General features: G+C 41.8%; 18 protein-coding genes. 6 read left to right on the top strand and 12 right to left on the bottom strand.

Annotated elements, in window-relative coordinates:
- Positions 1-2: 2 nt before the first annotated feature.
- Positions 3-662, bottom strand: coding sequence for an HAD family hydrolase (locus tag EWE74_RS01665; RefSeq protein ID WP_130139804.1), 660 nt, complete (start codon positions 660-662; stop codon positions 3-5).
- A gap of 17 nt (positions 663-679) precedes the next feature.
- Positions 680-1423, bottom strand: coding sequence for a 3-deoxy-manno-octulosonate cytidylyltransferase (gene kdsB / locus EWE74_RS01670; protein WP_130139805.1), 744 nt, complete (start codon positions 1421-1423; stop codon positions 680-682).
- Positions 1424-1561: 138 nt separating this feature from the next.
- Between kdsB and EWE74_RS01675 the strand changes: the two genes are divergently transcribed.
- Positions 1562-3361 carry an ABC transporter ATP-binding protein gene (locus EWE74_RS01675; protein ID WP_239018519.1) on the top strand — a complete coding sequence of 600 codons (1800 nt, stop codon included), beginning with the start codon at positions 1562-1564 and terminating at the stop codon, positions 3359-3361.
- A 62-nt stretch (positions 3362-3423) separates the two neighbouring features.
- Positions 3424-4425: a 1-acyl-sn-glycerol-3-phosphate acyltransferase gene (locus EWE74_RS01680; RefSeq protein ID WP_130139806.1), complete on the top strand. Its 1002-nt coding sequence runs from the start codon at positions 3424-3426 to the stop codon at positions 4423-4425.
- Here the strand turns inward: EWE74_RS01680 and EWE74_RS01685 are convergent.
- On the bottom strand, positions 4419-5525 hold the full coding sequence (locus EWE74_RS01685; RefSeq protein ID WP_130139807.1) for a serine hydrolase domain-containing protein: 1107 nt from the start codon (positions 5523-5525) through the stop codon (positions 4419-4421). The two genes, EWE74_RS01680 and EWE74_RS01685, sit on opposite strands and share 7 nt — an antisense overlap.
- A gap of 79 nt (positions 5526-5604) precedes the next feature.
- A complete protein-coding gene (gene purL / locus EWE74_RS01690; protein ID WP_130139808.1) occupies positions 5605-9315 on the bottom strand; it encodes a phosphoribosylformylglycinamidine synthase in 3711 nt (1236 codons plus the stop codon).
- 151 nt (positions 9316-9466) lie between these two features.
- On the opposite strand from purL, the gene EWE74_RS01695 reads away from it, so the two are divergent.
- Positions 9467-11869, top strand: a complete 2403-nt coding sequence (locus EWE74_RS01695) for an alpha-ketoacid dehydrogenase subunit alpha/beta (RefSeq protein ID WP_239018520.1) — start codon at positions 9467-9469, stop codon at positions 11867-11869.
- Between the two features lie 77 nt (positions 11870-11946).
- Here EWE74_RS01695 and aroC read toward each other — a convergent pair whose 3' ends face one another.
- From aroC to bioB, 5 genes are all read right to left on the bottom strand, one after another.
- Complete coding sequence (gene aroC, locus EWE74_RS01700; protein WP_130139810.1) at positions 11947-13032, bottom strand: chorismate synthase; 1086 nt, start codon at positions 13030-13032, stop codon at positions 11947-11949.
- Positions 13033-13064: 32 nt separating this feature from the next.
- On the bottom strand, positions 13065-14321 hold the full coding sequence (gene aroA / locus EWE74_RS01705) for a 3-phosphoshikimate 1-carboxyvinyltransferase (protein ID WP_130139811.1): 1257 nt from the start codon (positions 14319-14321) through the stop codon (positions 13065-13067).
- Positions 14322-15428: a chorismate mutase gene (locus EWE74_RS01710; RefSeq protein WP_130139812.1), complete on the bottom strand. Its 1107-nt coding sequence runs from the start codon at positions 15426-15428 to the stop codon at positions 14322-14324.
- Positions 15429-15460: 32 nt separating this feature from the next.
- Positions 15461-16288 carry a prephenate dehydratase gene (locus EWE74_RS01715; protein WP_130139813.1) on the bottom strand — a complete coding sequence of 276 codons (828 nt, stop codon included), beginning with the start codon at positions 16286-16288 and terminating at the stop codon, positions 15461-15463.
- Positions 16289-16743: 455 nt separating this feature from the next.
- The gene (gene bioB / locus EWE74_RS01720; RefSeq protein ID WP_130139814.1) at positions 16744-17712 is read right to left on the bottom strand and encodes a biotin synthase BioB; all 969 of its coding nucleotides are present in this window, start codon (positions 17710-17712) and stop codon (positions 16744-16746) included.
- A 140-nt stretch (positions 17713-17852) separates the two neighbouring features.
- Between bioB and EWE74_RS01725 the strand changes: the two genes are divergently transcribed.
- The 3 genes from EWE74_RS01725 to EWE74_RS01735 are packed head-to-tail and all read left to right on the top strand — an operon-like array spanning position 17853 to position 20172.
- Positions 17853-18710, top strand: coding sequence for a DMT family transporter (locus EWE74_RS01725; RefSeq protein WP_130139815.1), 858 nt, complete (start codon positions 17853-17855; stop codon positions 18708-18710).
- The gene (locus EWE74_RS01730) at positions 18707-19324 is read left to right on the top strand and encodes an IMPACT family protein (RefSeq protein WP_130139816.1); all 618 of its coding nucleotides are present in this window, start codon (positions 18707-18709) and stop codon (positions 19322-19324) included. The genes EWE74_RS01725 and EWE74_RS01730 overlap by 4 nt, the downstream gene beginning before the upstream one ends.
- Positions 19321-20172: a nucleoside phosphorylase gene (locus tag EWE74_RS01735; RefSeq protein WP_130139817.1), complete on the top strand. Its 852-nt coding sequence runs from the start codon at positions 19321-19323 to the stop codon at positions 20170-20172. Before EWE74_RS01730 ends, EWE74_RS01735 begins: the two co-directional genes overlap by 4 nt.
- A 9-nt stretch (positions 20173-20181) precedes the next feature.
- Here the strand turns inward: EWE74_RS01735 and EWE74_RS01740 are convergent, their stop codons facing one another.
- The 3 genes from EWE74_RS01740 to mrdA are packed head-to-tail and all read right to left on the bottom strand — an operon-like array spanning position 20182 to position 24157.
- Positions 20182-20880, bottom strand: a complete 699-nt coding sequence (locus EWE74_RS01740; RefSeq protein ID WP_130139818.1) for a hypothetical protein — start codon at positions 20878-20880, stop codon at positions 20182-20184.
- Positions 20881-20922: 42 nt separating this feature from the next.
- Positions 20923-22194: a rod shape-determining protein RodA gene (rodA, locus tag EWE74_RS01745; protein ID WP_130139819.1), complete on the bottom strand. Its 1272-nt coding sequence runs from the start codon at positions 22192-22194 to the stop codon at positions 20923-20925.
- Entirely contained in the window at positions 22187-24157 is a 1971-nt protein-coding gene (gene mrdA, locus EWE74_RS01750) for a penicillin-binding protein 2 (protein WP_130139820.1), read from the bottom strand. Before mrdA ends, rodA begins: the two co-directional genes overlap by 8 nt.
- Positions 24158-24204: the final 47 nt, after the last annotated feature.

Raw genomic sequence — 24204 nt, forward strand, 5'->3', positions numbered from 1 at the left:
AACTAGCTTTTCAATAAATCCAATACGCGTTCGGCGTCGATTTCACTATAATCGTGAATATAAAGAGAACAAGGCGGCAATTCTTCTTTCCGGTGGGAGCTCAATACGCCGACCACCTTCATTCCCGCATTTCGTGCAGCGGTGACACCTGAAAAAGAATCTTCAAAAACAACACAAGCACCCGGCGGTACGCCTAGTTTATCAGCAGATTTTAAATAGACCTCCGGATGTGGTTTATGCTGCGTGACATTTTCACTAGCTAATAACGACTCCATTTTAGTTTCAATCTTTAATTCATCAACAATCAATTTTAGATTGGCAAAGGGAGCGGAAGTAGCCACTGCCGTTTTAAATTCTTTTGATTTTAAATCGTCCAGAAATGTTAAATAATGGGGTAACGGATCTATTTCTTGTTTATAGATTTCCCGAAAAAGGGATTCTTTTTCATTTTCCAATTGCGCTAATTCTTCCCCTGTGATCGTTCTTTTGAAGAAATGGGTCATAATATAACTATTATGTTTCCCATACATGTGCTCTTCAAATTCCTTTTCGGTATAAGGAATTTTATATTTATCAAAAAAATGTTCGAATGCTTTCGCATGGAAAGGATTTGTATGACAAATTACCCCATCCATGTCAAATATCACGGCAAATGATTCCATGCAGCAAAGATACAGTTTTATTGACTAAAAAACTTCCTTTTGATAAGCGCAATATCTTCGGGGTGATCAACAGCTATCGTATCGAATTCGGTTTCTGCTATTTTGATTCTATAACCATTTTCCAACCACCGTAATTGTTCCAATCCTTCTGCCTTCTCGTAAGACGATACGGGTAGTTTCGTGATCTCCTTTAGGATGTCGACTTGATAACCATATATACCAATATGTTTGAAATAAGTATAATCCTTTAGCCAGTCTTCTCGTTGCGTGTCTCGTTGAAAGGGGATAGTCTGCCGCGAAAAATACAAAGCTTCTTTTTTGGCGTTCACGACTACCTTGGGCGTACTCTCATTAAACAGATCATCGGGATTATCTATTTTCTTGATCAAGGTTCCGATTTCGGTTGATGCATCTTGAAAAAGGTTACTCAGCAGCTCAATCTGCAAAGGGCTTATAAAAGGTTCATCACCTTGGATATTAATGGCCACATCGAAGCCACTTATTTTCGAAACCACCTCAGCACAGCGATCGGTTCCAGATTGATGCGTCGAAGATGTCATGATTACATTTCCGGCAAATGAGCGGACATGCTCCTCAATTCTGGTGTCGTCCGTGGCAACAATGACCTCTGAAAGACCAGCGCAACCCTTTACCTGTTCGTAAACACGTTGTATCATGGATTTACCACCAATATCAACTAATGGCTTCCCCGGAAAGCGGGACGATTCATACCTTGCTGGGATAATTCCGATTGTTCTCATATCCAAAGTAAGTCATTACTTTGTTTACCTCAAAAAAAATAATCAAAATTTCCTTCACACCAACGCACAGTTTGTGGCGGAAGAAAGGACTATAATACACGATCGTAATAAACATGATTAAACTTTCTTTCAAAAAAAATGTTTAACAAAGTAATGACCATAACACAATTATTTAAGAAAATACTGCCCTTTACCAAACCCTATAAGAATTTAATAGCTTATACGCTCTTGTTGACACTGGTTGGATCTTTCGCCGCCCAGGTGAATGCCTTTATATTGAAATATACGGTAGATACCATTAGTGAGCTTCTGGTCGACAACCAACCGCTATCCCAAGGTTTCTACCTGCTGGGTATTATAGCGGCGGTGTTGCTTGGAAAGGAAATCTTGTATGCTGCCGTGCAATTCGGACAAAAATTTTATGGAGAGAAGCTGAGAATTGAGATTGCCCGTGATTTTTCGCAAGCCATTATCGAAAAAATATTAACGTATCGAATGGCTTTCTTTACGTCACCCGAGAATGAATCGGGTAAGCTACAAACGCGTATTGATGCTGGGATAAGCAGTTTGACCAGATTGGTGCAGAACTTTTTTATCGATATTCTTCCGTTATTCAGTAATGCGATCGTGGCATTGATATGTATGTTTCTGGCGAATTTTTATGTGGGCTTAGTCGGACTGTTATTGGTGCCCGTCTATTTTTATGTTTCCCAACGCCAAGCAAGTCGATTGTCTGGTTTTCGGAGAAGTATGCGGAAGTATCGTGAAAACAAAAGCAACCAAATTATCAATCTGATTGAATCTATTCTGGTGATAAAGTCATTCGGTAGGGAAAAAATTGAGGCCGAACGGCATCAGAAAATTCAATACGATATGACAGAAAACCAGATGGCGACCCGTAAAACAAGCTATCTGTTTGAAAGTGTGAAGAGTTTTATCGAACAGATCGGGGTTGTACTGGTCATTATGCTGACGGCTTATTTTGTGTTGAACGAACAAATGAGCCTGGGTGCCATCATGTTTCATATTCTGCTTTTCAATAATGTGTCTGCACCTATTCGTCAACTTCATCGTATCTATGATGAAGTAAATGATGCACTAATCTATTCGGAAGGCTTCTTTAGTATTTTGGAAGAGGAAGAACAGCGTGAACCTACCGGAACCTATCGGCCGCATAAAATTAAAGGATTAATTGAAATAAGAAATGTCGATTTTCATTATCCTAACGGATTGCAGGCGTTAAAAAATGTGAGTATGGTAGTCCAGCCTAATCAGAATACAGCTTTGGTCGGGTTGTCTGGTGCGGGGAAAAGTACGGTTATCAATTTGTTGGATAAGTTTTATAGCCCTACGAAAGGGCAGATTTTGTTGGATGGTGTAGATCTGGCAGATTATGACACAGCCTATTTGCGCGAACATGTAGGCTTGGTGTTGCAGAAGAATCATATTTTTAAGGGTAGTATTGCTGAGAATATCCGGTACGGAAAAACAGATGCTTCTATGAATGAAATTAAAGTAGCCGCTAAAAAAGCATATATACATGAGCAGATTTTGGATTTACCGAATGGATATGATTCGGATGCGCATTTGCTATCCGGTGGGCAACAACAGCGGATCGCTATCGCGCGTCTCTTCTTGAAAGACCCACCCATTATTTTCTTGGACGAACCGACGGCAAATCTAGATGCAATAGCTACGGAACAGATAAAAAATAGTCTGGATGCGATTAAAACAGGACGGACGGTGATTATTGTTTCGCATAGTATTTCGCAGATTATCGATGCTGAACATATTGTCGTGATGGAAAAAGGACAGGTCGTGGAAGACGGTACGCACGAAGACTTGTATCCCAACCACAGCGTGTATCATCGTATCTTTACCGCGATGGCCAATAGTTTGAACATAGAGAAGATTACAAGATCCATGCAGAAGCAGTGATTTTTAGGTCTATTTTTTGCTGTAAAACGAAACAGGTGATTACGTAAGTATTGTTCAACTATATGTTTTATTCTTTATTAAGATGGTTTGTGCGCTTGGGATTAAAATGGTATGCGCCGGGGCTGACAGTTAAACATTTGCAGTTAGCTCCATATTCCTATCCCGCTATTGTCATCGCTAATCATCCAAATTCTTTTTTCGATGCTTTGGTAATTGCAGCTTTTGCTCCGGTAAAGATTTGTTTTCTTGCCCGGGGAGATGCTTTTAAACATCCGGTAGCCAATATTGTTTTACGCGGATTATATATGTTGCCCGTCTATAAACGAAGAGATGATGAGGAATCCGGGATCAAAAACGATTTTACATTTGATGAGTGCATACGACGACTGGTAGCAGGGCAACATATCCTTCTGTTTCCGGAGGGAAAATCCCGGAATATCTGGGAACTGCAGCCATTTATGAACGGCGGATTGACATCGCTGCTGGAGCGTTCTTATAAGGCAGGATTGCCTGTGCAGATTCAAGCGTATACGTTAAATTATAATTCTTTCCAACATGTACCCAAAGCGATCGAATTGCGTGCATTATCTCCTTTAGATACGACGGATTATATCGCTGGTCATCAGATGCGAACAGGTGATGTTATCCAAGATGTACGGAATGATCTTTTGGAAACGATGGTTATGACACCATTGGTTGCAAAGCCCCGTTCAAGTAAAGAAATCTATTGGTGGCGTATTCCTGCCAAAATCGGATATTACACACAATTTTGGTTTTACCGGCTGTGGCGGAATTATGTGAAAAAGAAAACAGTGGGAACCATCTTTTACGATTCTCTCCTGTTTGTCGCTCTTTTATTTTCGTATCCGTTATTGGTTTTGTTTTGTAGTATCCTTGTTGGTAAGCTGCTCGGTTTTGGGGCGGGAGTGTTCCTCTTTATTTTTTTGCCCGGAACAGCATATGCAATGGCTAGATATCAAGGTGCGGTAACCGAAACGGAAACGAACATCCCTAAGCGAAATTCTTGGAACAACCAAGGAGAGGCCGGCGAGAAAGTTCAATAAGAATCCGCGATTTGTGTAATAAACTTATCCCAGTTTACCTTACTTGTTTTTTCCCCTAGTCGGACGATAATAAGATGTTTATGAGGATCAACAAAAATATATTGTCCTAATATACCCTTTGCATAGAATTGTTTTGCATTTTTGGTGAGCCACCACTGATATTGGTAAAAAGGCGCACTATGATCAGCTGTGTCTAAGCGGATAGATTCTTTTACCCATTGTTCTGGAACGATTTGTTTGCCATTCCAATTTCCGTTGTGTAGATACAGCCGTCCTAATTTAGCAAAATCTCTTGCGCGGGCATTGAGGCAACAAAATGTTTTTTCCAGTCCGTCTTTTTTTCTGTCGAGGCTCCATGTGGCCTCATATTCCATCCCCAGTGGTTTCCAAATCTTTTCTTCTAGATAAGAACTAATGGTTTGATTTTCTAAAGCTCTTTCCAATACCAGTCCGAGAAGTTGGGTTGTTCCACTAGTATAGTTGAACTTTTCACCTGGTATATCTTTCAATTTCAGCTTATTAATGGCTTTACGTAAATTCGTGCCATAGTAAAAAGTAGCTGCATGTCCAAAAGGATTGGTATAGCTTTCGTTGAAATCAAGACCAGAAGTCATTTGCAATAAGTGTTTTATGGTGACAGCGTCAAATCCATTTCGTTTTAATTCAGGGATATAGTTGGTGATAGGGTCATCTGCAGATTGAATTTTTCCATCTTTAATAGCAATGCCGATGAGCATCGATAGAACGGACTTTGCCATGGAAAAAGAGGCTACTATAGATTCATCATCATATTTGTTGAAATATTTTTCATATTGAATACTATCATTTTGTATAACCAAAAACGCTACAGTTTTGGTGTGCTCCAAATACGTGTCAAAATATACATTTCCTTCCGCTGTTTCGATACCTTTAAGCGGTTTAGGCTGTTGAGCTGCAGGAAAGGTGAAAGGAGACGATGTGGTTTCTATCGTGCGGTAAGGGAATATTTTGTGATCGGTGATATTAGCGAAGTTATAGAACACAAATCTTCCTAGCTTGCACGATTGAAAAAGTAGTACGCATAAAAGCATAAAACAGATGATTTTGGCTGTACTTTTCATAAAATCTATTGTACGAGGTTTACGTTTTATATTCTTCTAATATACAAAAAAAGACCCGCCAATTGGCGGGTCGCATGTATTATTTGTTTTTTTCACACCACTTACGTGCATTCACGAAAGCTTCTAACCACGGGGTAACCTCATCCTGTCTTTCAGCAGGATAGTATGCCCAATTCCATTGGAAGATAGAACGTTCGATATGCGGCATCGTTACGAGGTGACGCCCCGTCTTATCACAAAGCATAGCGGTGTTAAAATCTGATCCATTTGGATTATGCGGGTATTGGTCGTAAGCATATTTAGCCACGATGTTGTATTGGTCTTCGCTGTGCGGGAGGTTAAACTTACCTTCACCGTGTGAAATCCATACACCCAATGTACTCCCTGCCAAAGTAGATAACATAATGGAGTTGTTATCTTGTATTTTTACCGAAGCAAAACTAGATTCGTGTTTTTGCGATGTATTGTGGAGCATTTTTCCATGCACGTTGTGATCCGGATTAATGAGTTCCAATTCCATGAACAACTGGCAACCGTTACAGATGCCGACCGACATTGTGTCTGGACGCGCAAAGAAGTTTTCTAAAGCCTTTTTCGCCTTCTCATTATAAAGAAAAGCTCCGGCCCAACCTTTTGCTGAACCCAATACATCTGAATTAGAGAAACCGCCTACCGTACCGATAAATTGAATGTCTTCTAGTGTTTCGCGACCTGAAATCAAGTCAGTCATATGAACATCCTTTACGTCAAAACCGGCTAGATACATCGCGTTGGCCATTTCTCTTTCGGAATTTGAACCTTTTTCCCGGATGATAGCTGCTTTTGGTCTTGTCTTCCCATCTGCTGTACGTACAGGCTTTTTACCATCAAATTGCGATGGGAAAACCACCTTTATAGGTTGATTTTTATAGTTGTTATAGCGCTCCTGCGCCATGCCGTTTTTAGATTGTTTGCTATCCAATAAAAACGAAGTTTTGAACCATATATCGCGGGTTTCCACAACGTCAAATGTAAATTCCTCTGCACTGTTTTTGAAAGATACAGCTGTTCCGTTGATCGCCTTTCCGATTTTCACCGCTTGTACGCCTGCTTGGGATAATGCCGTTTCAAGAGCAGTGTCATCTTTTGCCTGCAATACGACAGCAATATTTTCGTTGAACAATGCTTTAACCGTATCCGCTTCGCCTAATTCACTTAAATCGTATTGTGCCGCTAAATTAACATCCGCGAACGTCATCTCCAATAAGGTGGTAATTAACCCGCCCGATCCTACATCATGCCCTGCAGCTACATAGCCTGATAGGATGGCTTCCTGTATAGCGTTGAATGCCTTTTTAAAATAATCCGCATCTTGAATGGTTGGTGCTTCCTTACCGATCCTATTGCTTATCTGTGCAAAAGAAGAACCACCTAACTTGAATGTGTCCTGCGATAGATTGATATAATAAATAGAACCTGCATTTTTTGATAATACCGGCTCAATTACCTTATGGATGTTGGTACAGTTACCTGCTGCCGAGATAATCAATGTACCTGGCGCAATGACGTTTTCGCCATTTGGGTATTTTTGTTTCATTGATAGCGAATCCTTCCCTGTAGGAATGTTGATACCCAAAGCGATAGCAAAATCCGAACAACCTTTTACAGCTTCGTACAAACGCGCATCTTCACCCTCGTTGTTACATGGCCACATCCAGTTTGCCGAAAGTGATACACCAGCCAAACCATTTTTGATAGGTGCGAATACCAAGTTAGAGAGCGCTTCAGCAATAGCATTGCGAGAACCTGCAACAGGATCAACTAGTGCTGTCAATGGAGAATGGCCTATGGAAGTTGCGATACCTTCTGTCGAAGTGTAATCCAATGCCATAACACCCACATTGTTTAATGGAAGTTGTAAAGGACCGGCACATTGTTGTTTGGCAACACGACCGCCAACACAACGATCCACTTTATTTGTCAACCAGTCTTTAGAAGCGACCGCTTCCAATTGCAATAGTTGTCTCAAATAGGTAGGCACCTCATTAACATCGTAAGAAAGGTCCGCATATTGACGATAGATTTTGCTGTCGTGCATCACTGTTTTTGGTGAAGAACCAAAAAAGTCTGCTAAATCGTAATCCATTGGTTTTTCTCCCGTGGATTTAGATTGGAACGTAAAACGATGATCTCCCGTCACATCCCCTACGGCATACATCGGGGCACGTTCACGATCCGCTACCTTTTTCAGCGTTTCTATATCTTTATCCGCGATGATCAAGCCCATACGCTCCTGGGATTCATTACCGATAATTTCTTTTGCAGATAGTGTAGGGTCACCAACAGGCAATTTATCCATATCGATTAATCCACCAGTTTCTTCCACCAGTTCCGACAAACAATTAAGGTGTCCGCCAGCACCATGGTCATGAATCGAAACAATGGGGTTGTTGTCCGACTCTACAAACGCACGGATCGCATTTGCCGCGCGTTTTTGCATTTCCGGGTTGGAACGTTGGATGGCATTCAGTTCGATACCCGAACCAAAAGCACCTGTTTCGGCAGAGGATACCGCTGCTCCCCCCATTCCGATACGATAGTTTTCACCCCCGAGAATAACAATTTTATCACCTGTTTTGGGGGTATGTTTTTTCGCTTGGTCGGCTTTACCATAACCTATACCACCGGCTTGCATAATGACTTTGTCATAGCCTAATTTTCTACCTTCTTCTTCATGCTCAAAAGTTAGTACGGAGCCAGCGATCAAAGGCTGTCCGAATTTATTACCAAAATCCGACGCACCGTTAGACGCTTTAATTAGGATATCCATTGGCGTTTGGTACAACCATTGACGTTCCTCCATGCCATTTTCCCAAGGTTTGTCTTGGGGTGATCCGAAGAATCTGTCCTGCGCGATATCCGTTTCAAGGCGCGAATATGCAGTCATATAGACAGCGGTACCAGCCAAAGGTAAGGCTCCTTGGCCGCCAGCCAATCGGTCGCGAATTTCACCACCCGAGCCGGTAGCGGCACCGGCAAATGGCTCTACAGTCGTCGGAAAGTTATGGGTTTCAGCTTTAAGTGAAAGTACCGATTCATATGCCTTTTCTTCGTAGAAGTCCGGTTTATCTGCCGATTTTGGGGCGAACTGGGTCACTTTAGGTCCTTTGACGAACGCTACGTTATCTTTATAGGCCGAAACAATTTCGTTCGGATGGGTTTCGGAAGTTTTTCTGATCAGCTTGAATAGGGAGGTAGGTTGCTCGTCACCATCAATGATAAAGCTTCCGTTAAATATCTTGTGCCGGCAATGTTCTGAATTTGCCTGTGAAAAAGCAAAAACTTCAGAATCCGTCAGTTTACGTCCGATTTTCCCGGAAAGGTTATTCAAATAATCTACTTCTTCCGGGTTCAAAGCTAAACCTTCTGATTTATTGTAAGCATCAATATCGTCAATTTCCAAAATAGGTTCTGGCTGAATATTGATAGTATACATATCTTGTGTTAATACGGCATATTTCTGCGAAATCATCGGGTCGAAATCCGTAAAGTTTTCATCCACCGGATAAAATTCTTCGATGCGGATAATCCCTTGAATCCCCATGTTTTGTGTGATTTCAACGGCATTGGTACTCCACGGGGTCACCATCGCAGCGCGAGGCCCAACATAATAGTTGTTTAACGTCTGCTGGTCAAGCTTTTCAGCCTTTCCAAAGAGCCAGTTTAATCTGGAAATATCTTCTGTCGATAAGTCGTTTTGGGTTTGCACACCATACACGGTGCGGCTTGGGTTCACAAAGAAATGAATCATTACTAATGGTGTATTTTGAGCGTTCTTCAAATCAAAGTACAAATATACGGAGTATTTTAGTAATGTAGCATATCTTTACTGCTATTTCCAATAACACGTATATTTTACTATTTTTGCTGAAACCATCGGTTAAAACATGTCTAATATCACCATGAATATAAACAGTGATTTTGAAACGTCGAAAATCAGTTTTGACGATTTTCGCGAAATCATTTTAAACGATTATAGATTAGCGGTTGAAAGCCGCATTGCAAGTCTGTCGGGTCGCAAGGAGGTGTTAACTGGAAAAGCAAAATTCGGGGTGTTTGGTGATGGTAAAGAGATCGCGCAAATTGCGCTCGCTAAAGTATTCCAACCTGGCGACTGGCGTTCGGGATATTACCGAGATCAAACATTTGCCTTCGCCTCAGGTATATCTAATGTTTATCATTTCTTCTCACAATTATATGCTAACCCTAACTTAGAAGCGGATATATCGTCTGGCGGACGGCAGATGAACTGTCATTTTTCTACACAGCTGCTTGACGGGGACGGGAACTGGTTAAACCAAACAGAACAAAAGAACTCAGCTTCTGACATTTCGACCACAGGCGGACAAATGTCGCGTATCATGGGCTTAGGCTTAGCGTCTAAATTGTACAAAGAAAATCGAAGTCTGGATCATTTAACCTACTTTTCTCACGGGGGAAAAGAAATTGTTTTTTGTACCGTTGGTAATGCCTCTACATCGGAAGGTGTATTTTGGGAGACAGTTAATGCGGCTGCCGTAAAGCAGATTCCAGTTGTTATTTCCGTTTGGGATGATGGATATGGTATATCGGTCCCGAATGAAGTACAAACAACGAAAGCCGACATCTCTGAAGCATTGAAGGGTTTTCAACGTGACAGCGATGGAAATGGTATAGAAATATTTAAAGTACGTGGTTGGGATTATCCGGCTTTATGCGAGGTTTATGAGCAGGCAGCGCGCTATGCGCGAGAGGAACATGTGCCGTGTCTTGTTCATGTGACGGAATTGACACAACCGCAAGGACATTCTACGTCCGGCTCGCATGAACGCTACAAATCCGACGAACGGCTAACGTGGGAAGAAGCGTTCGATTGTAACCTGAAAATGCGCGAGTGGTTATTGCAATCCGGTATTGCCCAAGAAGAAGAATTGATGGAACTGGAAAAAGAAGCCAAAGATTTTGTGCGTCGAGAACAGCGGCGTGCGTGGGCTGATTATCATAAAACACTGCAAGTCGATCTGGATGAAGCGATAACGTTATTGTCCGCGATTGAAAACCCCGTGGTAGATGTGCCGTTAAAAACCCTGCAATCGTTAGCAGAACCGTCGTTAAAAGAAATTTACAGTAATGTAAGAAGAGCTGTCCGCGACTTACGTGGTATAGATTCGCCTGAAAAAGATGTATTGATGACCTGGTATGCCCAAAAGCAGGAACAAAATTTTGATCGTTATAACGATAAACTGTTTACGGATACGGCTGATTCTCCTTTGAAAAAGGAGGGTATAGTTGCACATTATGAACAGGATGTCGCCATGGTGGATGGGAGAGAGGTATTGAATGCTTGTTTTGAAGCGAATTTTAGACGTGATGAACGCATTGTAGCGTTTGGGGAAGATGTAGGGAAAATAGGGGATGTTAATCAAGGTTTTGCCGGATTGCAGGAACAGTTTGGCGAACTACGTATTTTTGATACGGGTATTCGTGAATCGGCTATTATCGGCAAGGGTATTGGTTTGGCATTGCGTGGTTTACGTCCTATTGCTGAAATCCAATATCTTGATTATTTGATCTATGCAATGCCGGTATTGAGTGATGATTTGGCCTGTTTGAGCTATCGTACAAAAGGAACACAGAAGGCGCCTGTTATTATTCGTACTCGAGGCCATCGATTAGAGGGTATCTGGCATTCGGGTTCACCAATGACGGTACTGCTAGGTGGACTCCGTGGTTTGCACATTTGTGTGCCGCGTAATATGACACAGGCGGCCGGTATGTATAATGCACTGTTACGTTCGGATGAACCGGCTGTTATGATCGAGTGCTTGAATGGCTACCGGTTGAAAGAAAAAATGCCGTCAAATGTTGGGGAGTTCATGGTACCCATTGGGATAGCGGAACAGATACGCGAGGGAAGGGATATTACCGTGGTGTCGTATGGAGCAACGTTGCGTGTCGTGCAGGAAGCTGCTATTGAACTGGAAAAATTAGGGATTTCTATAGAAATTATTGATGCACAATGTTTACAGCCCTTTGACCGCACGGAGATCTGCCGTCAATCGTTGGAGAAAACAAATAAACTATTGGTCGTAGACGAAGATATGCCGGGCGGTGCAGCAGCATTTATTACGCAGGAGATATTGGAGAAGCAAAATGGGTATTATCTATTGGATGGTCAGCCCAGAACGCTTACGGCTAAAGCCAACCGTCCGCCATATGGATCTGATGGTGATTATTTCACAAAGCCATCTGTAGATGATGTGGTAGAACTGGCTTATGAAATGATGAGTGAATATAACGAAAGCGCATTTCCGAGATTATTTTAAATAAATAGCAGTTACTATTTATTAAATGGTAACTGCTATCTTTCGATAATAGATGACAATTTATTATTGTAATAGCATTAACGGTACGCTTTAAACCGTAATAAATGATCCGCTAATACCAAAGCCGTCATCGCCTCCACAATGATAATGGCGCGGGAAACAACACAAGGATCATGGCGCCCTTTGCCCGAAATCGTAGTGCTATCGCCAGCTTTATTCAATGTTTCCTGGTCACGCATAATCGTAGCAACCGGTTTGAAAGCTGTACGGAACATAATATCCATACCATTGGAAATGCCACCTTGGATACCGCCGGAAAAATTAGTACGGGTACGTACCTGATCTTCTGCTTTCACGAAAATGTCGTTGTGTTCGGAACCTCGCATCTCCGAACCGCTAAATCCGGAACCATACTCAAATCCATGAACTGCATTAATGCTTAACATGGCCTTTCCTAAATCAGCATGTAATTTATCGAATACGGGTTCGCCAAGTCCTACAGGTACGCCGCGGACGACGGTTGATATTTTTCCACCAATGGTGTCTCCTGCTTTTCTTATCGAATCAATAAGAGCAATCATTTCATTTGCTGTTGCTGGATCTGCGCAGCGGGCAATGTTGCTTTCCCGTATCTCGAGTAGCGAAGACAAATCAGTGGTGTCCAAATTCGGAGCCTCTAAGGTGCCGACAGCAGAGACATGGGCGAAAATTTCAATGCCTTGGCTTTCTAGGTATAATTTGGCGATCGCGCCGGCTGCCACCCGTGCTGCTGTTTCCCTAGCGGAAGATCGGCCACCACCACGATAATCCCGGATACCATATTTCTGTTGATAGGTGTAATCAGCATGGGATGGACGATATTTGTCTGCGATATGCGAGTAATCTTTGGAACGTTGATCCTCATTCGGTATCAGAATAGCAATGGGTGTTCCCGTCGATTTTCCTTCAAATACGCCAGATAGAATTTGGGCGGTGTCGCTTTCTTTACGCTGTGTTGTGATTTTAGATTGTCCTGGTTTACGTTTATCCAGTTCGGACTGTATAAACGCTTCGTCGATGGAAATATTGGGCGGACAACCATCAATAATAACACCAATCGCTTTTCCATGCGATTCGCCAAAAGTAGTTATTTTAAAAAGGTGGCCAAATGAGTTTCCTGCCATGATGTAATTTTTCTATTTGTTTAACTGTTTACCTATTGCTCGACGGTGAAACCCTGTTGTTGCAAGTGTTTCCAAAAATCAGGATAAGATTTTTCCACCACGATCGGATCGTTGATAATCACTTCGTCAAACACCAGTGCCAAAGGCGCAAATGCCATCGCCATCCGATGATCTTCATAGGTGTCAAATGTAACGTTTTTCGGAACATAAGCGTCCTTTGTAGTGACATGGTAAGTTTCTTCATCTGCTATGATGGTTGCGCCAAACTTTTCAATTTCGTTTTTCAATGCAGCCAGTCGGTCTGTTTCTTTGATTTTCAAGGTTTCTACACCTGTGATCGAGATATCGCGCCGGATTGCTGCTGCTAATGCCACAATGGTTTGTGCCAAATCTGGACATTCTTTGAAGTCAAACAAAACTTTGTCAGAGCCATTGTTGACCTTCGCGATATGCAGTCCGTCTTCCTGAAACGAGCTGGCGACGCCAAAATGAGACATGATGTCGACAATGGCTATATCTCCTTGTAAGCTATGCGCTTTCAAACCCGGCAACACAGCTTCTCCTTTTTCAGATAAAGCTACCATAGCATACCAATACGAAGCAGCACTCCAATCCGGTTCAACATAAATGGTTGTTGGCTGAAATTCCTGTGGTTCAATCGCAATACTGTTGTTTATCCAGCGATGGGATATGCCTGCCTCCTGCAACATGTTCAGCGTCATCGTCACATAGGGTCTGGAAGTGAGCTCGCCTTCAATTTCCAATAAGAGTCCGTCGTTAAGCGAAGCGGCGATAAGCAGGAGCGAAGACAGGTATTGGCTGCTAACATTGCCCTGTATGCGTACTTTCCGTTGGTTTTGTGTCATCCCTCCTTTGATTTTCAAGGGAGGAAAACCGTCTGCTTTCTCATAGGTCATATCCGCACCCAACGTTTTTAAGGCATCCACAAGAATGCCAATAGGACGCTGTTGCATACGTTCCGTGCCTGTCAAGACAAAGTTGCCTTCTATCAGGTTCAGATAAGAGGTAAGGAAACGCATCGCCGTTCCTGCAGGGCCGATGTTCACGGTAACGATCTCCTCCGTCTCCCGCCCCGTGTCAGCCAGTGCCAGCGCTTTGTTCATAATAACCGTATCGGCGGCGGCAGATAAATTTTCTACGTTAACTGTGCCCCGGCTTAATGCCTGTATAATAAGAGCACGGTTGCTCTCTGATTTAGAACCAGTAAGTTGAACCGTGCCCTGTATTACTTTCGACGGATGACGAAGTGTAAGTGATGTTGAACTCATTTACGCCTCCGCCACAGGTTTTGCATTCATGACTTCGTTTTGCTTGCGGATAGATTCGTTGTGCAATAATTCCAAGTATTTCGCCGCAAAGTCTTCACTGAGTGATAATGCTCTTGCCAACTGGACTCTTTTTTCCAGAATCTCATCCCAACGGCTAACTTGCAGAATGGTCACGTTATTATCGCGCTTGTATTCCCCAATTTTCTCTGCGATTTTCATGCGGTCGCCAATTTGTTTTAGGATTGCATCGTCTAATTTGTCGATCTGCTGACGCAATTCAGCCAATTTATCATCGAAAACTGGATTATTGGATTCTGGGTGACGAACGGATAAATTATCAAGTAGGTCGGCCAATGCTGCGGGCGTTACTTGTTGTTTTGCATCTGTCCAAGCTACAGATGGGTCGATATGTGATTCCACGATCAGACCTTGTTGGTCCATATCCATGGCTTTCTGTGCGATGTAAGGGAGCAGTTCACGATTTCCACAGATATGGCTAGGATCGTTAATGATCGGAAGTTCTGGACAGGCTGATTTCAACTGTACGGCTAAGTCCCACATCGGTTCGTTACGGAAAGCGGTTTTTTCGAATGAGGAGAATCCACGGTGGATAGCCCCTAATTTTTTAATCCCTGCACGGTTGATACGCTCTAGTGCTCCGATCCATAAAGAAAGGTCTGGGTTAACCGGGTTTTTAACGAATACCGGTACATCAACCCCCTGTAAAGCATCTGCAATTTCTTGTACGGTGAATGGATTTGCGGTGGAACGCGCGCCTACCCATAAGATATCTATACCGGCAGCTAAAGCTTCTTCAACATGTTTAGCAGTAGCCACTTCTGTAGCGGTTAATAAGCCTGTTTCTGCTTTGGCTCTTCTTAACCATTCCAAACCTACACTGCCTATTCCTTCGAATTCACCTGGACGTGTCCGAGGTTTCCATATACCCGCACGTAGTACGTTTACTTTTCCGGTATTTGCTAATAAATGTGCAGTAGAGACTACTTGTTCTTCTGTCTCTGCGCTGCATGGCCCTGCAATGATTAAGGGTTTATCGCCTGTATCTATCCAAGATTTTAAAGGAACGATGTCTAATGTATGTTTCATGATTTCAATGATTTGCTAATGAATAATATTTGTTATACTTTCTCGTTTTTAACATATTCCCCCATAATGGTGAAATTGATGGTATGTTTTAATACTTTGCGGATAGCCGCATCATAATCGCTTTGTTTTTTCCATTCTACATCCACATAAAAATCGTATTCGTTTCGACGACCTACTACCGGCATGGATTGAATTTTGCTCAGATTTACATTTTGCTCTGCAAAGCACTGTAATACGTTGGCTAAAGCACCTACGCTATTTCCTGTTTGGAAAGATAGTGAGGCTTTGTTTGCATTTTTTTGTTCGATAATCTCGTTAGAGAGAATCAAGAAACGTGTTGCGTTTTTCTTGTTGGTTTCGATTCTTTTTTCCAGGATTTCTAAGCCGTATAATTTCGCTGCTGCCACACTCGCAATTGCTGCGGTATTGGTTAATTTGTTCTCAATAATGCTTTTGGCACATGCGGCGGTATCCATGCCTTCCTTTACCGTCCATTCGGGATAATCACTCAAAAACTCATCACATTGACGAATGGCAATCGGATGGGACTCTACAAATTTTATATCGGAAAGCTTCGTGCCGGGTAGTGCCAGTAAATTTTGCTGTATATTTAAATGTACTTCGCCAATGATATGAAATTTATAATCGCGAAGCAGATTGTAATTAGGTAAGATACTACCTGCAATAGCATTTTCTATGGCCATGACCACATAGTCCGCTTTGCCTTGTTTCAACATTTCACAGGTCTTCTTGAAAGATTCGCATTCTAAGATTTCAATGTCATCGTCACCGAAATATTTATGCGCCGCTTCTTCGTGAAAGGAGGCTTTAACGCCCTGTATTGCAATTTTTGTTTTCATCTATTTATTCCTCTTTCATCCAATTATTTTAATCTTGTTATGCCACAATAAAAAAGTCCCGAATGTAATCCGGGACTTTTTTGTTTATTTCACACAAATATACAAACTCCCGGTTTTACCTCTTAAAGTAAAAGTTGTTAAAATAGAAGTATGTATGGTGTGTTATCATGTCTCAAATTTTATAATCCAAAGGTAGAATTATTATTTTATATATACAAAATAAATTTAAAAATATTTGTTTTTTGTGTCGTTTTTATGGGTAATAAATAGCTGAATTTTTGATTATAAATTGGGTAGTTTTTATTGAAATTTTTAACTCGTATTTTTTGCTTTGTTTTTTTAAATATTTGTTTTCAAGCATTTTATTTTTTTATAATTGTTTTATTGAACATTTTTTTATGAAATTTTTTGCATTATTTTTATGTTTTTGATGTTATAAAATTTGATTTTTTTATCTATTTTTTCATTGGTTTTAGTCCTAGATTTTGGAGCATTTGTATGTCTTTTGTGATACAGGGATTAGGGGTGACCAAAAGCGTCTCCCGGTCGCTGGTGAAGATAGAATTTGCTCCAGCCAGAAAACACCATGCCTGTTCTGTTTCGGTCATTTCCAGGCGTCCAGCACTTAACCTGACCATGGATCCCGGCATGGCGATCCGTGTCGTTGCAATCATCCTTACCATTTCCCATATACCAACTTTAGGGTTGTTTTCGAGTGGTGTTCCTTTTACTCTTGCCAAAGCATTGATCGGTACGGATTCTGGGTGTATGTCCATGTTAGCTAAGGTGAGCAACATCGATATTCTATCCGTCGTCGATTCGCCTAGGCCAATAATCCCGCCGGAACATACAGTTATTCCTGCTTTTCTAACATTATGAATCGTGTTAAGACGATTGTCAAACTGACGGGTAGAGATGATCTGCTCATAATATTCAGCAGAAGTGTCCATATTGTGATTGTAGGCATAGAGCCCTGCCTCCTGTAGTCGTTTAGCTTGATGCTCTGTGAGCATGCCTAATGTACAGCATACTTCCAACCCCAGTTCGTTAACACCCTTTACCATATCGATGATCCGGTCAAAATCCCGATTGTCACGGACTTCGCGCCAGGCGGCTGCCATACAAAAGCGGGAAGAGCCATTCTCTTTTGCTTTCTTTGCGTGTGCCAAGACCGTTTCCGTGGGCAATAATGCCTGTACGTTGATGTCGGTATGATAACGGGCCGCTTGTCCACAATAGGAACAATCTTCCGGACAGCCTCCCGTTTTTACCGATAGTAACGTTGACAGCTGTATTTCATCGGCTTTGTGCCAAATGCGGTGGACACTTGCGGCTTCATATACCAGTTCCAAGATTGGTTTGTTGTAAATAGCTAACAATTCTTCTTTTGTCCAATCATGGCGCAATGCTTCTCTATTCCTCATATCCTAGTATTTATTTTGTTTTTGCACAAAAGTAAACCCTTGTAGAAGAGATGGGGCTACCGGTTCAGAATTGAATTCTAGTCCGGCTTGGAGAAGAACGCATAATTTCATTCCTTTGTCGGCATATCTCCTTTTATACTATGATATACGTACTCATTAGTGTTATTTGCAGCGTGACCGTATCGGTTATTATCAAACTCGCCAATAAACAGGGCATTCAGCACCTCCATCTTATTGTGTGGAATTATCCCATTGCGGCGTTAGCCACGGTATTGTTCCTGAAACCGGCAGCAGCAGCGGTACCCTTAAGTGTATTGCCTTGGGATTTATACTTGTCGCTGGCACTGCTTTTACCGACCATATTTTTGTGTATTGCTTATGCGATCCAATATAGTGGTATTGTAAAAACAGAAATTGCCCAACGTTTATCGTTGTTCATTCCCTTATTGGCAGCCTTTTTCATTTTCCATGAAGCAATAGGAATCAACAAACTTGTCGGAATAGCGATTGGTATCGCCGCCATTTTGTGTTCTATCGGTTGGAAAAAAACAGGTGTGATAGCTAAAAAAGGTACATGGAGTTATGCCATTGCCGTGTTTTTTGGAATGGGGGTTATCGATATTCTATTTAAAAAAGTAGCCCTATATCGGGCGGTGTCCTACACTTATTCGATGTTATTGGTGTTTGTATTGGCGATGATTGTGGCGTTCGGCTTTCTTGTATATCGTGTTGTGGTAAAAAAAGAACGTATACAATATAGAGCCGTAATTTGGGGAATCCTTCTGGGATTGTTTAACTTTGGGAATATCCTATTTTACATGAAAGCCCATCAGGCTTTATCTAGCAGTCCTTCGATTGTGTTTACAGGAATGAATATTGGCGTTATCCTGTTGGGGGCGGTTGTCGGTGTCGGCTTTTTTGCGGAGCGATTGACCATGTTGAATAGGATCGGATTGGTGTTAGCTTTGATTTCCGTTTTAATTATCGCATATCTGTGAGTCTATTTGAAGATACGTATTTAACGATTGAAGCACCCTGTGAGGGGGTGTTTAAGGACAAAGGAAGTAAGTTTATCGCTTATGCTTATCCTTTTGGGGAGGAAGCGGCCCTCAAAGATATTATTGCTGAATTGAGGGCTTTGCATCCTAAAGCGCGACATCACTGCTGGGCATATCGTCTGACACCAGATCGTTCTGTTTTTCGGTTGAACGATGATGGCGAACCGTCGGGAACTGCCGGTCGTCCCATTTTGAACACCCTACTGTCCTACGATGTCACCAATATATTGGTTGTTGTAGTGCGTTATTTTGGTGGTACATTATTGGGCGTTCCAGGATTAATAAATGCTTATAAAACAGCTACGCAAGAAGCACTGGGGGCTGGAAAAATTGTCACGAAAACTGTCAATGATATTTATCGGATTACGTTTGATTATCTACAGATGAATGATGTAATGCGTCTAGTAAAAGAAGAAAATTTGCCTATTTTAAAACAAGAGTTCGATAACAACTGTTCTATGGATGTTGAAGTGAGGAAGTTACTCGTTAACCAGATTATCCAAAAGCTCGACAAGTTAGATGGTGTTCATTATGCATATCTTCATACTTTATGATAGTTGATTCAGAACTAATACTTAATGCCGACGGGAGTACTTATCACCTTAATCTATTGCCAGGAGATTTGGCATCCACCATCGTTTTTGTGAGTGAACCTAATCTAGTGGGAGAGGTATCTCGTTATTTCGACCAAATCGATGTAAAAAAGGGAAAACGGGAATTCATCACCCATACAGGTCTGTTACGAAATAAACGTATCTCTGTTATTTCTACAGGGATCGGTACGGACAATATTGATATCGTTTTCAATGAAATTGATGCATTGGTCAATGTCGACTTTGGAACGCGTGCATTGAGATCGCCATTAACGAGCCTAGATATTATTCGTATCGGAACCTCTGGTTCAATACAAGGTGATATTCGGTTGGGTACCATCTTGGCGAGTGAATATGCAATCGGCTTTGATACGTTGATGCAATATTATGTAAAGAATTATTCGGAAGAAGAAAAAGCGATTCAACATGCCGTAATGAACCATTTTGATAAGTTAGGTTTTACGCCTTACGTTGGCAGCGCAAGTAAAAAGTTGCTCCATCGGATAGCTCGTGATCTTCCAAAAGGTATAACCATGACGGCACCGGGGTTTTATGGACAAGACCTGTCCATGAGAACAAGGAATGTGTATCCCGATCTTATACGAAAAGCGAATGCATTTCAGTTGGAGGGAAGATCTATTACGAATCTAGAAATGGAAACGGCAGGCATCTATGCGCTAGCAAATATGTTTGGCCACCATGCACTTTCTATTAACGCGATCCTTGCCAGTAGGCTACATGATGCTTTCGTGGATAACCCTAAAGAGATTATAGACAAGGTCATACGGTTTGTGTTGGAAAGGATTTAGCTGTATTGGTTACTTTCCTTCTCTTTTTAATTTGTCTCTTAGTAATTGATCGATTACTTCAACCCGTCGATACACAACTTGAGTCGTTTCAACCAAGTTCTTGTATTTATCAAATATTTCCCTTGCTAATTCGGTGTAATGAAAGAAAAATTCTTCTACTTTCCCGTATTCTTCTAGAAACGCCTGATGATCATCGTCCAACGATACGGTGTGGACAGATACCTCTTCATAGCGTGGGTATACTTCATCGAGTGCATTGAAATAAGTAGGGTCAATCACGGCGTCATCTTCGTAGATATTTTCTATATCGCGATTATAGATTTCCGTCAGGTCAACTACTTTTTCATAGAGATTTTGTATGTCCACGTTGTGTTTGTCACAAACCGCAAAGAATGTTCCGATATCGATGGTGATTTCTCCGTCAAAAAGTTCTTTGTCTTCCAGCTCTGTAACACCGAGCCAGTCTTCTAGTATTTCCAGCTCCTGCTCGATGCCTAAACGGCGAAAAGAGAGGTCTGCAATGATATCGTCTACCGTCTTTAATTTACGTTCTATTTCGGTGACGTGTGCTTTGATTTCCCAAGTTTTATCATGAGCTTCGTAATAGGATTGCAACGCTTCCTGTTCAAACGATGGTGGTGTGATCTCGTCATCAAAATCGAGTGTAATATCTTTGAGAGGATGTTCTTTAACAATTGTTTTTATCATATCGTGCTTTGCTGTTCCGTGTGTTAAAGATATTGAAATTATTTAACCATTCAAACCCTTACGACTGGAGTCAAAGCATAGTAAAATAAATAACAGTATAGTAAAGCTCCATAAAGAAGAACCACCGTAACTGATGAAGGGGAGGGGAATACCAATAACAGGAACTATACCGATCGTCATGCCGATGTTGATAAAGAAATGGAAAAATAGGATAGAAGCGACGCCGTAGGCATAAATCCGTGCAAAAGCTGTTCGTTGGCGTTCCGCGATATTAACTAAACGGAGCAGGAGTGCAAGATAGATGGCTATTACAAACGTAGAACCCACAAATCCCCATTCTTCGCCAATGGTACAGAAAATAAAATCGGTACTTTGTTCTGGGACAAATTTATATTTGGTTTGTGTTCCCTGGAGAAAACCCTTACCCAGTAGCTGTCCTGATCCAATTGCGATTTTGGACTGATTGAGATTATATCCTTCGCCACGCGGATCGTGTATTTTTCCTAAAATAACATCAATCCGATTGCGTTGATGTGATTGTAAAATATGTTCATAAGCATAATCAACACAAAGTACATACACACTACATCCAAGAAAAAGTAAGCCAACGTTGATGATATATTTGCGTTTTTTGCGTAGCAAATAAATGAATAACCCTGCAATCAGTGCCAGTATACTAATAATAATCCATTGATTAATAAGCAGCGCGGATATAAATAAAAGAATGGCGAGACCACCTAATAGCAAGAGTGTATTGCCGACGTAACCTTCGCGGTAAAATACAAAAACCAGTGCGAAGAATGCAAGCGCGGAACCGGTGTCGGGTTGGAGCATGACCAATGCGACGGGGAACAGAATAATCAAGGCACCAATAAGTAGTGTTTTGGTATTTGGATTTTTATTGGTTTGGGAACTAAGATAGGAGGCCAGGAGTAGACAAGTGGCTAGTTTACCAAATTCGGAAGGTTGTAAACGAAAGCTGCCTAGTGGTATCCAAGCTTGATTCCCGCCGACATTCCGACCAATAATCAATACCAATATCAATAAAAAAATAACCACAATATAAATGAGTGGGGATGCTGAAATAAAAAACTTAGCGTCTATAATCAGAATGCTAAACCCGATAATTACAGCCGTGAAAATGTAAATAGATTGCTTGCCATAATTGGTTGCCATGCTGAAAAGACTAGGCTGCTCGGGATCATAAACGGCAGCATAGATATTAAACCAGCCAATCAGGCAGAGAGAGAACCACAATGAAATAGTGAACCAATCGATACGTCCAAAAAAACTTTTCTCTTTCATGTTATGGATGGTCCTTTCTTAGTTGACTGTGGTGTACATAAAGTTCACGCCGCGGCTCCATTGTCTTATTGTTGGGTGCGGTAGGTTGCGCTGTTGGCTTACTAGTCGACGTACTTTTATTTAGTTCCTCTACTTTTTTTTCCTTTGGTGTAGGAAGAAAATTAGCATTTAAGATTCGATCTTGATCGTATTTTGATAAGGAAATAGTATCCTTCAGGTATTTTTCGACCAGCATATTGACAATCGGACCCGCCCAAGTACCACCATATCCAGCATTTTCTACAAACACGGCAATTGCTATTTTCGGGTTTTCGCGTGGTGCAAAGGCAAAGAATACGGCATGATTTTCACCATGTGGATTCTGTACGGTCCCAGTTTTGCCACACATTTCCACGCCCGGCACGCGTACCCGGTATCCCGTACCACCCGGAACATTCACCGCCCGGCTCATCCCTTCAATCACGGGTTCGTAATATTTAGCATCCACACCGGCACTTATTTTTTCCTTAAACTCGTCTTTTACAATACCCTTATCGCCAATTGCCTTTACGAGGTGCGGTCGGTAATAAAAGCCGCGGTTGGCAACGATAGCCATTACATTAGCCATCTGTAGTGGGGTAATACCCATTTCACCTTGCCCAATAGACAAAGAAATATTAAAGCTTGAACGCCATTTGTCGTTACCATAACGTTTGGTATAAAAGTCGGAAGTCGGGATTAAACCTGGTTTTTCCCCGGGGAGATCTATGCCTAATGTATGGCCTAAACCAAATTTGCCTAACGCTTCGCGCCAAAGATCGTACGCTTTTGGTCCCGACATACCGCGTGAGTCGATCATGCGTGCGTAGGTGTACCCGTAATAAGTGTTACAAGATGTTTGTATGGATTTTATCAAACTGGTGGCACCATCTACGTGTGTACAACGCATGATAGCACGCCCTCCACCGTAACGGTATCCGCCAGGGCAATAAAAAATTGTTTTTTCGTCGATAACACCCGCTTGTTGCGCCGTTAACGCAGCAACCACCTTAAAAACCGATCCTGGAGGATAGGAGGCTTGGATAGGACGGATAAACAAAGGGCGTGTCTCGTCCCGTAAAAGTTTCATGTAGTTGTTGCCCCTTTGTCTTCCTACCATTAAGTTCGGATCGTAGGATGGTGCACTGACAAAAGTTAAGATTTCTCCAGTCGCGGGTTCGATAGCAACCACCGAGCCCATTTTATTTTTCATGAGCTTTTCCGCCAGCACTTGCAGATCACGGTCAATCGTCGAAACCAAGCCATCACCAGCGACGGCAAGGGTGTCATACTTGCCCTCCATGAAAGAGCCTTTTGGTCTATTAAGTGCATCTACCATTTGGTTTTTAACCCCCCGTTGTCCACGTAGAAGCTCTTCGTAAGAACGCTCGATGCCGCTCGCGCCGATATAGTCGCCCGGACGATAAAAGCCTTCCGACCGCTCAATATCTTTATCGTTAACTTCTTGTATATAGCCCAGAAGTTGTGGGGCGATGCTGTCCGGATAACTCCTGACAGTCCGGTTTTGTACATAGAAACCTCGAAATTTATATAGATGCTCCTGCAGCTGTGCATAAGTAGTTGCAGATAACTGTTTTTCAAATATAGACGGACGATAAGGAGAGTGGGAACGCGCTTTATTTATTCTTGTCTGGAATCCTTCGCGATCGATATCAATAAGCTGACACAAAAGTGCTGTGTCAATTTCTTTTGCCTCGATAGGTGTCACCAAGAGGTCGTATACAGGCTCGTTTTGTACCAAAACTTTGCCATTTCGGTCGAACACTACCCCTCTTGCAGGATACACAACGACTTTACGTAACACATTGTGATTCGCTGATAATAAATAAGATTTGTCAATAACCTGAATATAAAATAGACGAGCTACTATAACGATCGCTATAGCAATAAAAATTCCCTGAACAACAAACTTACGAGCGAAAAAACTATTCATGAACCGTGTGTTCCTTTTATTGTTAAAAAGTTAGAGGCGTATGCTAA

This window comes from Sphingobacterium corticibacterium (assembly GCF_004208525.1).
Lineage (GTDB): Bacteria > Bacteroidota > Bacteroidia > Sphingobacteriales > Sphingobacteriaceae > Sphingobacterium > Sphingobacterium corticibacterium.